The sequence below is a fragment of the Celeribacter ethanolicus genome (assembly GCF_002407265.1).
GTDB classification, from domain to species: Bacteria; Pseudomonadota; Alphaproteobacteria; order Rhodobacterales; family Rhodobacteraceae; genus Celeribacter; species Celeribacter ethanolicus.
Window position 1 is genome coordinate 2,556,437 of the sequence record NZ_CP022196.1, and the last position, 12,363, is coordinate 2,568,799.

The window sequence follows — 12,363 nt, forward strand, 5'->3', positions numbered from 1 at the left end:
CCTTATGGCGCGGTTCGATAACTCCTATTCCAAATTCGTGGCCTTTGCGAAGGTCGCCTTACCGTTGGCGAGCCTCGCGCTTTTGGCGACGCTCTTTCTCTTTGCCCGCGGCAAGGAAATCGGCATCTCGATCCCCTATGCCGATGTGGATCTCGAGACCCTCGCCCGTGAACAGCGTATCGAGGGGCCGTCCTTTGCGACCGTGACGCGCGATGGGGCCGAGCTTGAGATCTCCGCCGATGTCGTACGCCCGGACCTGTCGACCCCGGATGTGATCAATTCCACCATCGTACGCGGCGCGCTCAGGATGCCGGATAACGGTTCCGTGACGCTCAAGGCCGATGACGGCGTGATCGACGGCCCCGCCCAGATCGCGGAACTGTCCGGCCATGTGGAGATCGAAACCTCCACCGGTTACACGATCACCTCCGAACGGATCGCCACGCTCCTCGATGTGTCGAAGATCGAAAGTCCCGGAAGTGTCGAGGCGACCGGTCCCGCAGGCGATCTGACAGCCGGTTCCATGGAAATTTCACAGGATCCGGAGACCGATGCCTACCTTCTGGTTTTCAAGAACGGCGTGAAGCTGATATATCAGCCCTGATTTTCGAGGATTTGCACGTGCCCACCATCCGGACTCTTTCGCTCAGTTGCGCCCTGGCCCTTGCGCTCACCCTTCCCGGCCTGCCGTCGATGGCACAGGGCACGCAGATCGCCTTCGGGGGGATCAGGCACGACAGCGCCCTGCCCGTCGAGATCACCTCCGACGAACTCAGCGTCGACCAGAACACCGGTCAGGCGATCTTCACCGGCAATGTCGTGATCGGCCAAGGCACGATGCGGCTCGCCGCCCGGACCGTCGAGGTGATCTATGCCAGCGACACCAGCCAGATCGCCCGGCTGCTGGCTTCCGGTGGCGTGACGATCACCAAAGAAGGCGAAGCCGCCGAGGCGCAAAACGCCGAATACAATCTCGAATCAGGCACCGTGACCCTGACCGGCAGCGTGCTTTTGACCCAAGGGAACAGCGTGATGTCCGGAGAACGCATGGTGATCGACCTGAACACCGGCACCGGTCGCATGGACGGGCGTGTCAGAACCATCCTGCAATCCGGCTCACAAACCGGGGCCGATCAATGAGCGACACCACCGGGCTGAAGGTCCGCAATCTGCGCAAGGGCTATCGCAAACGGACGGTGATCCGCGACGTGTCGCTCGATCTCGAACGCGGTGAGGTCGTCGCCCTTCTGGGGCCGAACGGCTCCGGGAAGACCACCTGTTTCTACACCATCGCGGGGCTTGTCATGCCGGAAGGTGGCGAAGTCAGCGTCGATGGGCGCAACATTACGCTCTTGCCGATGTATCGCCGTGCCAAGCTCGGCATCGGCTACCTGCCGCAGGAAGCCTCGGTGTTCCGCGGTCTTTGCGTCGAAGACAACATTCTCGCCATTCTCGAAGTCTCGGAGAGCGACCCGCTCCTGCGGCGTGAGAAGCTCGAGGATCTGCTGTCGGAATTCTCCATCGCCCATCTGCGGCGCGCACCGGCCTTGTCGCTGTCGGGCGGCGAACGGCGGCGAGTCGAAATCGCACGCTGCCTCGCCTCCGATCCGTCCTACGTGCTGCTCGACGAACCTTTCGCAGGCGTTGATCCGATCGCGGTGGCGGAAATTCGCGGACTGGTTTCCGATCTCAAGACACGCGGCATCGGCGTCCTGATAACGGACCATAACGTTCAGGAAACATTGGGAATTATAGACCGCGCCTACATCCTCCACGATGGTCACGTCCTGATGTCAGGGACCAAGGAAGACATTGTCGCCGACGAAACCGTGCGGCGCGTTTACCTTGGCGACAATTTCCGGATCTGAACGCGGGTTTCGATTGACATTCCCCCGCATTCTGGCGCCTTATAAGTGTCCAATGCGTGACGTAAGGATGAGAGTCTGCGCCATGGCACAAAAGAGCCACAGAGCGCCGGAAAAACGCCCCGACAGATTGTCCGGGTTCCCCCGCCTTCGCATGCATTGTAATCCCGCTTTCAACAAAAACCCAGGACCTCGCATCCACGCCGGAGGAGGCGTTCAGGCGTAGGTCAAACAAAGAAGGAGGTATCTATGCGGTACCAAATCAGCGGAAAACAAATCGACATCGGTGAATCGCTTCAAACGCATGTGAAAACCGAGCTTGGCGCCGTTCTGGACAAATACGGACAACGTCCGACCGACGCGAATGTCGTGTTTTCCAAATCTGGGGCGGAATATGTTTGCGAGGCCGTGGTGCACCTGTCCTCCGGCCTGAACGCACAAGCCAGTGCAAAGGCTCATGAAATCTATGCCGCCTTCGACGCTTGCGCCGAAAAAATGGACAAGCAGCTGCGTCGTTACAAACGCCGCCTGAAAGATCACCACAAGGAGCGCACCGAGCCTGTTGAACTTTTCGGCGCTTCTCAGTATATCCTCGCCGCATCGGAACACGATGAGGATCAGGAACCGGAAACCCTGCAACCGATGATCATTGCGGAGATGGAAACCAAGATTCCGACTCTGACGGTGGGCGAAGCGGTGATGCAGATGGAGCTTGCCGGGGCCCCTGTTCTTGTGTTCCACAAAGAAGGTAAGAACGGTGTAAACGTGGTCTACCGCCGTGCCGATGGCAACATCGGTTGGGTCGACCCTGACAACGCGAAATAATGAAACCGGCCCGCCTCGACGGGTCGGGGCGGGTAGTTTCAAATGAATATCGCAAAGATCTTGGATCCGCAGGCCATCAAGGTCGTGGGTAAAATGACGAGCAAAAAGCGTCTGTTTCAGGATCTCGGTGAGATCGCCGCGAGCGCATACGGTCTGTCGGAAAACGGCACGGTCGATGCGCTTCAGGCCCGCGAAAGCCTTGGCCCAACCGGTGTGGGCCATGGCATCGCGCTTCCCCACGCCCGCATCGAAGGTCTGGAGCGCGTTGTCGGTGCCTTCATGCGCCTCGAGAGCCCGATGGATTTCGACGCGGTGGATCGCCAACCGGTCGATCTGGTCTTCGCCCTCTTCGCCCCGGCCGAATCCGGTGTCGATCATCTCAAGGCTCTGGCGCTCGTCTCCCGCACCATGCGAGACAACGACATCTGCGCCAAGCTGCGCGCCAACAACGATCCGGCAACGCTGCACGCCATTCTGACCGAAGGCCCGGCGATCAAGGCTGCCTGAGCGCCCCTCTCCGTTTATCTCCAGGGCTTGAACCCGAACATCATGTAATCGCGCTGATAGGCCGTCCGCACGGCCTCCTCGACCTCTTCGTCGTAAATCTCGGCGAGGGCAATCGGCACATCCTGCGGTTCCTCCCCGACCAGTGGCGGCAGCTTGCCCAGCGCACCGGCGAGATGGGTCAGATCCTCGGCAAGGCTCTCTTCACGCAGCACCATGTCGGGCAGGGAAAAGTCGGCGAAACCCTTGATCACCTCGGATTGCGACGCCCATGTGCCGTCGACACGGATCGACGTCTGACCGTTGAGGTTGCCGCGCACGAAATCTGCGAATTTGATGAAGGCCTCGCGATGCTGATCCCGGCTGTAGTCCGCATCCGGCCCGCTGATCGGCAAGGGCAATTTATAAGTTGCCCGCAGGGTTTCACGAATATCGCCATAGGTCTGCCCGCTGAGGTTCAGAATATACTGACAAAACGTCCGGTGCAGCCGCTGCACCGGGTGTGCAATCACCGTGAAACTGCGGTGCCCCTTGTTCTGTCGCTTCCACTGCCTCAGGGATTTCTGCGTGAACCCCTGTGTCAACTCCTCAGGCGTCACCTTGTCGAGCGCGGCTATCCAGGCCTTCACCGCAGTCTCCGGCCCGCTGCGCACCGGCATGTAGAGCACGGACGCCGCCTGTCCCGCCACATAGGTCGGCACGGCCGGATGGCGCCGCGGTTCGAAATTCGGTGTATTCGACAGGTTGAAATGGTCGACGTTCGACAGGTCGGAGACCATTTCGGCGTAGTTCAGAACCTTGTCTTCGAGACGTGCAGGGTTCTGCACCTTGGTCTTCTGGTTGGTCTTGGCGCGTTCCTCGGTCACTTCAAGGAAATGCGCCAGACCGTTCAGCACCTCGATGTCCTGAATATCCTCGTAATTGATGTAGAATGCGGTCTGCCCGGTGGTTTGCAAACTCCGTTGCAAGAAGAGTTGAAACTCTTTCAGCGCGTCGAGCATCTCCTGAAACTCGCGCCTCTCAAATCGCACCTTGGCGGATTTGGCATCCTTGAGGTCGCCGAGCCGCCATTGCCCGGTGGCACCCGCAATCTTGCGCGACACGTAGCTTTCGAGCGGGTTACGGGTCAGGATGATCTTGGCGCAACGCGGATCTTGCAACACATGAGACAGGATGCGCGGATCGTGGTCGTGGAAAAACCGAAACCCGGAAAGCCCCTCCGTCTCTTCCCGCATCCGCCCCAGCAACGCGGTGGGATCGGCCTCCCGCATTGCCATGGTGACGCCCAGCATTTCCTTCTGGTTCGATTTGCCGATGAAGGCCGGATTGAACACCTCGCCCCAGCATTTCAACCCCGGATAGGAATTGACGTTTTCCTCGAGAAAATTGGACCCGGTCCGCATCTCGGCGAAAATCACGAAATAATCGAAAGGCTTGACCATGTGTTCGTTTTACCAGCGTTACTTTACAAGATAGGGCCGCTTGTGTTCCCGCGTCCGCATGTCCGGCTCGGACCCCATCGGGAAATCCCCCATGAGATGCGGCTTCATCCCCTGGTTCTTCAGATTTTGCAGGAATTGCCCGAAACCCGTCAAATCCCGCATCCGCGGCGCCTCGGTCAGACGGCGGACATTGCGCGGGCCAATCTCGTCGATGATCGCCTGCAAAGGCTCCATCTGGCTCTCGATGAAATCCGCCATGGTCCAGATCCGCACCCGCGCCTTGATATGTTGCGAACGCAGGATCTCGATGTGCTCCGCTTCGATCCGTTGCAGACGCGCAGCTTCGCGGCGGACTTCGGAAAAACTCTTGTTCGAGCGGAACAGGGTCACCGCCCAGGCTCCGGAAATCACCGAGATCTGCGCATTCGGGTCGGTGGCAATCAACCAGCTGATTGCCTGATTGTCGCGCGGGCCGTACATGAAACATTGCCGCTCGCCGCGGGTGTTCCAGATCAGCGACGTCAGGAAGCCGCAGGGGTTGTAATCACGCAGGGTTGCATGACTGGAGAGCGCACCGGAAAAGACCTTTTGTCCGCCGGAGAATTCCACCGCATCGGGTGCAAAAAGATGACCATGGACGCGCGCACTCACTGCCCGCGACAGCCATTCGTCGAAATTCTCGAACAGGTCCGAGAAGCCTTCGAACACCGAATAAGGCGCGCTGGTCTTGCCATGCCCCCTGCCATGTCCGGGCATCCGGCTTTGCATGTAAAGCCCTTCGCGCCCCATGACGCGCCGCTCCACTGCCTTGGAAAAAATCCGGTCGATCTTGCCCGGGTTGGGCTCGGTCCCTTTCATCGGATTGCTGTCCGGGTTGAGGAAAGTCGCGTAGAGGCGTTCCGCCTTTGGCCAGATCTTGCGCGCCACGAAACAGTCGGAACGCCGCAGGAGCTGCAGGTGGTCGTCGTAGAAAATATGCGGTTTGCCCTGATAGTCGAACTTCGACAAGGTCAGGGACCGGCTTTCGATATTGTTCGAATAGAGCCGCACGAGGGTCTGGTAATAGCTTTCGTCCGGAATCCAGACTTTCTTGAAATAGTCGTCGTAAAGCTGGCGATCCGGGTCTTCGAGAATGGCAGACAGGGTCTGACGCGTCAGACACCACCATTGCGAACCCAGATGCGGCACCAGCCCGTCGGGGATCTTGCGCTTGTATCCGATCCTGCGCTGAAGCGCGACATAGCGGTCGAACAGCCGCCGCTGCTTTTTCCACGAAAACGGGAAACGCAGAGTGAAGCGCTCAGAATCGAGACCTCCAACGGTCCAGGGCACATCCTCGGTCGTCACGCTTTCGATGAAATTCGTCATCGGCCGCGCCGCGAGGTAGCGTTTCAGATCCTCAACCGGACGCAGCGGCAGGCAGGCTCCGGAGGACAGGTAGACATGCCGCGCCTCCGGAAAACGCGACAGCATCAATTCGGAGGCGTCCTGAGATGCCGCCACCAGGGACCATGTGCCCCAGTCACAGGCATGACGTTTGGAAAACAGCACATTGTCCAGATCGGAGAGGCTGTCGACGAAGGGTTGATAAATCTCTTTCTTCACCCGCCGGTCGACATGGATCACCACCGGGCAACCATGCGTCGCCCAGTGGCGTGCCACCTGTTCGGCACGGTCGAGCGCGGTGTGGACCAACATCACGAAGCCGACGGTCATGCCCAGTTCCCCTTGGACATGAGACCCAGAATTTCTAGCTGGCGCCAGTTGATGTATTTCTCCGACCAGTTGCACCACAGCTCCGGGTCATCCTTGATCCGGTTGTGATAGGCGAGATATTCGCGCGAGCCGGCGTAATGCTGACGGCGCTGCAATTCTTCTTCGGTCTTCTGCACGAAGGTGTTGAGAAACTTCGCATGCAAGAGCGCGCCAGACGCCTTTTCCCCACCTTCCGTCTCATAGACGAAATTGAGACCGCGCGGCAAAAGCATGTGGGTCGAATGCATATAGGCATAGTCGCGATGCCATTTGACCAGCGGGATCTTGTTCAGAGACGGCGCATTGAACGGGTCGTCGTTGAAGAACAGACGCGCGCGCGGGCCGCCCTGTATCCAGAGATTGTAATATTCCGGATTGGTCGAGATCATGTAATTGCCACTGTCGAACCATTCCGCGATCTCGAACGGATTCTGCCCCTCGCGATAGGGCTGCGCATCAATCGGCCCCTTCGGATACATGTCGATCAGCATCGCGGAGAAACTGCGAAGGCCTGAATTGTCGAGCCAGTCGGTGAGCGCCGGGATCGGACGAGTGTCGCAGAACGGAAAGACCAGAAACTCGTCCACGTCCACGGTCAGCGTCCAGTGACCGTGGCAATATTTCCGCGCCAGCCAGTTCATCCAATGCACACCGAAAAGCGATTTGCGATAGCTCGCCGTGGTGTGCCATATCGAGACATCCTCCTGCCCGATCAGGAATTCGCGCGAGCCGTCATCACTGTCATTGTCGACGAACAGGAAATGGCTAACCCCCATATCCCTGTAATATTTGAGAAAATACGGAAGGCGGATACGTTCGTTGCGCAGAGTGCAGACGACGAGAATATCCTCCGGCCGAATACGGGCGGTGTTGTCCTGAATCAACATGAGGTCCCGGCGCGCCCGAAAGGCCCGCCAGAGCGCCTGTTTGCGCCTCAGCCGCATCCTATATTGCAACAGCCTGCTCACCGATCAGCCTTAATGTTCCCCGAGAGCGAATATGACACATTCCGCGCGCCGGACTGAGCCATATTCGTGTATTTTGCGGTTCAATTTACGGGTTTACGCCAAAAACGTAAACAATTCATATTAAATGGCAAAACTGTTCCATCAGCCCCGCCAATCCCCACGCGCCATCAAGCCCAGCTTTTCCAGTTGCCGCCAATCCTCGTAGGCCACGGACGACTCATGCCAAAGCGTCGGCCCGGCGATCAGCTCATCGTAATAGGCGCCGAACTGGTCGGGATCGGCGAAATGCTGACGCCTTTCCTTTTCTTCCGCGGATTTTTCCACCACGATCGACAGGAATTTCGTATGCAAAAGAACGCCCGACAAATGCACCTGCCCCGGGCCATCATAGGCCAGGTTCAGTGTCTGCGGCAGCATCGCATGGGTCGAATTGACATAGGCATAGCGCCAGTGCCACTTCACCAGCGGCAACTTGTTGAGCGTCGGGCCTCGCCGACGATTCCGGGCAAAGAACACCCGCTCCCGCACCCCCCCCTGAACCCAGAGATTGTCCTTCGGCTTCTGTCGCTCGCTGCGATACGGCCCCGCATCGAAGTAACGCAGGATCTCGAGGGGATTTTGCCCGGGGCGATAGGCAACCTCGTTGAGTCCCTCTTTCGGGTAAAGTTCGAGCATCAGGGCTCCCATGGCCCGAACATCTATGCCCTCCAGATACCCGGTCAAATCCCTCAGAGAGCGGGTCTCGTGATACGGGTAAATCAGCAATTCATCGGCATCGAGGGTCAGGCACCATTTGCCATGCGCGTATTTCATCTGGAGCCATGTCGTCCAATCGAGCCCGAAACGCGCCGCCTTGTAACTCGCGGTTGTGGACCAAAGCGACACGTCCGGCTGCTCGGACAGAAGCTCCGCCGTGCCGTCGGTGCTGTCATTGTCGACAAAGAGAAAATGAGTCACGCCAAGGCGCCGGTGATGATCCAGAAAATAGGGCAGGCGTTGCGACTCGTTGCGCACGACCGCGACACAGAGGATCGCATCGGGTCCGATGGCAGAGGTCCGATTCCGCACGACACGCAACCCATGCCGGGCCCGAAACGCCCGCCATAGCAAATGCCGCCGCAACACCCGCAACTTGTAGCTCTGCCAAACCCGGCCCAAAATCGTCCCTTCCCCGCGATTTCGGGCAGATTAAGCGCTTTGCCGGAAACCGGAACCCCGGATGTGCAAGAAGGGCCAAAAGGCCCTTCCTGTGTGTCATTTGTCATAATGGCCGCTTTGGTGCCATCGCCAGGCATCGCCGATCATCTGCACCAGGTTCGAGCGCTCCGGCCGCCAGCCCAGCTCCGTGACCGCACGTTCGGATCCGGACACCAGCTTGGTACAATCGCCCGCGCGGCGATCCCCCTCGACATAGGGCACATCCCTGTTGGTCACCGACCGCGAATGGTCGATCACCTCACGCACGGAAAACCCCTTGCCGGTTCCCAGATTGAACATCCGGCTGCCCTTGCCGTCCTCGAGCCATTTCAACCCAAGCACATGCGCATCCACAAGATCGCAGACATGGACGTAATCGCGAATGCAAGTGCCGTCCGGCGTATCGTAATCCGTGCCAAAAATGGTCAGGGCGTCCCGCTTGCCTGCAATCGCATCAAGCATCAGCGGGATGAGATGGGTCTCCGGCTGATGGAACTCGCCGACCTCAGCCTCGGGATCCCCCCCCGCGACGTTGAAGTAGCGGAAGATCACCGAATTGAGACCGTAGGCCTGTTCGAAATTCTCGAGAATGTCCTCGATTGCCCGCTTCGACGCCCCGTAGGAATTGATCGGCATTTGCACGGACTCTTCGTCCAGAACCACATTGTCCTGATCGCCAAAGGTGGCACAGGTCGAGGAAAAGACGAAATTCATGCAACCGGCCGCCACGGCCGCCTCGATCAGCGTCAGGGAGCCGATGACGTTGTTGCGCCAGTATCTGCCCGGATCCTTCATGCTTTCACCGACCTGCGAGAAAGCGGCGAAATGCATGACGGCAACCGGCCGATACGCGGCAAAGACCTCGTCGAGACGGGCACGATCCAGAAGATCGCCCCGCTCGAAAGGACCGAATTTCACCGCGTCCTCCCATCCCGTCGACAGGTTGTCGAAAGTCACGGGAACATAACCCGCCTCGCGCAGCGCCTTGCAGGCATGCGAACCGATATAACCGGCCCCGCCGGTCACGATCACGTTCCTGGTCATTTCGGACCCTTACTGAGCCGCGGCACGAACCGCAGAAAGTTCGTCGAGATATTCCTGAAGCTCATCGCGCAGATCGTCACGCGACAGACCAAAGGCAATCGTCGCCTGAAGGAAGCCGGCCTTGGAGCCGCAATCGAAGCGCTGGCCGGAGAAGCGATAGCCATAGACGCCACGCTCGGTCCCGATCTCGTCCGCGATCGCATCGGTGAGCTGAATCTCCCCCCCGGCACCGGATTTCATCTGGTTGAGGTTATTCATCACGGCCGGGTCGAGGATGTAACGTCCGATCACCGCCAGATTGGACGGCTCGGTGCCCGGCGCAGGTTTCTCGACCATGCCTTTGACCGACACCATATCGCCCATGTCCTCCTTGATATCGAGCACGCCATAAGAGGAGACCTTGTCCGCCGGAACCTCCATGGCCGCAACCATCGAGCCGCCATGTTCTTCATAGGCTTCGACCATCTGCTGCAGACAGGGTTTTTCCGCCGCGATCACATCGTCCGGCAGGATCACCGCGAAGGGTTCCTTCGGGTCGAGCAGGCGACGCGCACACCACACGGCATGACCCAGACCGAGCGCCTTGTGCTGACGAATATAAGCGATCGCACCGCTGTCCATATTGGTCGATTTCAGCACTTCGAGCAGCTTGTCCTTGCCCTTGCGACGCAACTCCTGCTCGAGAATCGGGGAGTGGTCGAAATAATCCTCAAGCGCGCCCTTGCCGCGCGAGGTGACGAAGATGAATTCCCTGATCCCGGCCGCGCGCGCCTCGTCGATCGCATATTGAATCAGGGGACGGTCGACCAAGGTCATGATTTCCTTCGGAATCGATTTGGTCGCGGGCAGAAACCGCGTCCCAAGACCGGCCACCGGGAAAATCGCTTTGGTCACTTTGCGTGTCATCTTGTCTCCTTCGGCCCTTACTCACGAGCCAATCAAATTTCTTTCACCCGCCTCGACCCTACGCTTTGAAAGGCCGCAGGTCAGTACCATGCGCCGGTATTCACACAGGAATGCTACGGATTTGCAACCCCGCCCACTTGAGGCGGGAGAGGTGACGTTTTTTTGGGCAAATTATTGCTCGCACTGCATGACTCGGAGAATCATTACGCGCATTTCATCTCCGTCAGCATGGCCTCGATCCGGGGCACATCCTCGGGGTTGTTCAGTTCCCAGAACTGCCGCCCACGCGCGTCCACCTCGACACAGAGCACCGGGCGCTCCTGTTCGAGAAAGCGCAGCTGCTCGAGCCCTTCGAGACGCTCGAGCGGCCCCATCGGCCATTTCGGATAGGCGCCCAGCGCGGAAGGACGATAGGCGTAGACACCGACATGGTGAAACACCGGGGTCGCATCCGCATCCGCATAGGTCTCGGAGGTATAGGGAATCACTTCCTTGGAGAAATAGAGTGCCTTGTGATCCGAGCCAAACACGGCAGTTGTGCCACCGACCCGACCCGCACGGCGATCTTCGAGAAACCCGTTCAGCGCCCGTCCGTCGCAGCGCAGGACAGGTGTCGCAACTTCGGCGGTCGGATGCGCCCGCAAACCTGCCACGAGGTCTTCGACAAACCATGCGGGCGTCAGCGGCGCATCGCCTTGCAGGTTGACGACGATGTCATACCCGCCCCCAAGATTTTCCAGAGCCTCGGCACAGCGCTCGGTCCCGTTGGCGCAGGCCTCCGAGGTCATCACCACCTCAGCGCCGAAGGCCTCCGACGCCACGCGAATGCGATCATCATCGGTGGCCACCACGACCCGATCCACACCTCTGGCTGCGACAGCAGCCTCCCAGCTCCGCCGGATCAGGGACTTTTTCTCCCCGGTGGCCCCGGTCAGTTCGACAAGCGGCTTGCCCGGGTAGCGGGTTGAGGCGAAACGGGCGGGGATAACGATCAGGACGGACATTCAGGCGTCTTTCAGTTCGACGCCCGGCGCGTAGGCGATGAAGAAGGGGTTGGCATAAGCCGGCTTGCCATAGGTCAGAGGCGTATGGTCGTCGAACCGCACAACATCCCCCCCCGCGCCCAACAACACGGCATGGCCGGCAGCGGTGTCCCATTCCATGGTGCGCCCGACACGCGGGTAAAGATCGGCCTCACCGGTGGCGACGAGACAGAACTTGAGCGAAGAGCCAGCGGATTTGCTGTCCTTCGCCTTGTATTTGGCGAGGTAATCCTCGGTCGCCTGATCGCGGTGCGATTTCGACGCCACGATCATCAGCGCCTCATTGTCCGGCGTGGAGACGGAGATTTTCTTCATCTCGCCCGGTGTCCCGGCAACAAAGGGCCCGCTTTCCTCATAGGACTGACCAGACGCGTCGGTGATGAACAAACGTCCCCGCGCCGGGGCATAGACCACACCGCGCAGCGGCACGCCCTTTTCAACATAGGCGATGTTCACCGTGAAATCGCCGCGTCGCTTGATGAATTCCTTGGTGCCGTCGAGCGGATCGACGATCAGGAAGGTCTCGGCCTTCACCTCATGGGAGGCGGCCTGTTCCTCGGTGATCAGGGTCACATCCGGAAAGACGGCGCGCAGCCCCGCCGAGATCAGCGCATCGGCGGCTTCGTCGGCCTCCGTCACAGGGCTTTCGTCGGATTTGGTTTTGACCTCGAAATCGTCCGCATTGTAGATGTCCATGATCTTCTCACCGGCCTCAATGGCCAGTCGGCGCATCACCGGGACGAGTGTGTCGAAATCCATATCCTGCTCCTGTCTGTCACCACATTCGTTTTCGTTGAAAGAAAACGGCAAGAAC

The 12,363-nt window shown here is 59.2% G+C and carries 13 protein-coding genes; 5 read left to right on the forward strand and 8 right to left on the reverse strand.

All coding sequences use genetic code 11. The features are described from left to right. The first annotated feature begins 4 nt into the window (after positions 1–4). The 5 genes from lptC (at position 5) to CEW89_RS12610 (ending at position 3,197) form a co-directional block, all read left to right on the forward strand. On the forward strand, positions 5–604 hold the full coding sequence (gene lptC, locus CEW89_RS12590; protein WP_096806124.1) for an LPS export ABC transporter periplasmic protein LptC: 600 nt from the start codon (positions 5–7) through the stop codon (positions 602–604). A 17-nt stretch (positions 605–621) separates the two neighbouring features. Beyond that, entirely contained in the window at positions 622–1,140 is a 519-nt protein-coding gene (lptA, locus tag CEW89_RS12595; RefSeq protein ID WP_238379685.1) for a lipopolysaccharide transport periplasmic protein LptA, read from the forward strand. Then, entirely contained in the window at positions 1,137–1,868 is a 732-nt protein-coding gene (gene lptB / locus CEW89_RS12600) for an LPS export ABC transporter ATP-binding protein (protein WP_066703323.1), read from the forward strand. Before lptA ends, lptB begins: the two co-directional genes overlap by 4 nt. A 246-nt stretch (positions 1,869–2,114) precedes the next feature. Then, positions 2,115–2,690: a ribosome hibernation-promoting factor, HPF/YfiA family gene (gene hpf / locus CEW89_RS12605; RefSeq protein ID WP_066703326.1), complete on the forward strand. Its 576-nt coding sequence runs from the start codon at positions 2,115–2,117 to the stop codon at positions 2,688–2,690. A 42-nt stretch (positions 2,691–2,732) separates the two neighbouring features. Further along, positions 2,733–3,197 carry a PTS sugar transporter subunit IIA gene (locus CEW89_RS12610; protein ID WP_066703328.1) on the forward strand — a complete coding sequence of 155 codons (465 nt, stop codon included), beginning with the start codon at positions 2,733–2,735 and terminating at the stop codon, positions 3,195–3,197. Positions 3,198–3,211: 14 nt separating this feature from the next. Here the strand turns inward: CEW89_RS12610 and CEW89_RS12615 are convergent, their stop codons facing one another. From CEW89_RS12615 to cysQ, 8 genes are all read right to left on the reverse strand, one after another. Then, a complete protein-coding gene (locus CEW89_RS12615) occupies positions 3,212–4,636 on the reverse strand; it encodes a nodulation protein NodH (RefSeq protein WP_096806125.1) in 1,425 nt (474 codons plus the stop codon). 18 nt (positions 4,637–4,654) lie between these two features. Then, positions 4,655–6,352, reverse strand: a complete 1,698-nt coding sequence (locus tag CEW89_RS12620; protein WP_096806126.1) for a DUF5927 domain-containing protein — start codon at positions 6,350–6,352, stop codon at positions 4,655–4,657. Further along, positions 6,349–7,335 (reverse strand): glycosyltransferase family 2 protein, encoded by a 987-nt coding sequence (locus tag CEW89_RS12625; RefSeq protein WP_066703336.1) that lies wholly within the window; start codon positions 7,333–7,335, stop codon positions 6,349–6,351. The genes CEW89_RS12620 and CEW89_RS12625 overlap by 4 nt, the downstream gene beginning before the upstream one ends. A 165-nt stretch (positions 7,336–7,500) precedes the next feature. Beyond that, entirely contained in the window at positions 7,501–8,427 is a 927-nt protein-coding gene (locus tag CEW89_RS12630; RefSeq protein WP_244906056.1) for a glycosyltransferase family 2 protein, read from the reverse strand. Between the two features lie 186 nt (positions 8,428–8,613). Further along, on the reverse strand, positions 8,614–9,600 hold the full coding sequence (gene galE / locus CEW89_RS12635; protein WP_096806128.1) for a UDP-glucose 4-epimerase GalE: 987 nt from the start codon (positions 9,598–9,600) through the stop codon (positions 8,614–8,616). Positions 9,601–9,609: 9 nt separating this feature from the next. Next, positions 9,610–10,506 (reverse strand): UTP--glucose-1-phosphate uridylyltransferase, encoded by an 897-nt coding sequence (locus CEW89_RS12640; RefSeq protein ID WP_096806129.1) that lies wholly within the window; start codon positions 10,504–10,506, stop codon positions 9,610–9,612. Between the two features lie 203 nt (positions 10,507–10,709). Next, positions 10,710–11,510, reverse strand: a complete 801-nt coding sequence (locus tag CEW89_RS12645) for a 3-deoxy-manno-octulosonate cytidylyltransferase (protein ID WP_096806130.1) — start codon at positions 11,508–11,510, stop codon at positions 10,710–10,712. Further along, positions 11,511–12,308 carry a 3'(2'),5'-bisphosphate nucleotidase CysQ gene (cysQ, locus tag CEW89_RS12650; RefSeq protein ID WP_066703348.1) on the reverse strand — a complete coding sequence of 266 codons (798 nt, stop codon included), beginning with the start codon at positions 12,306–12,308 and terminating at the stop codon, positions 11,511–11,513. Positions 12,309–12,363 lie beyond the last annotated feature (55 nt).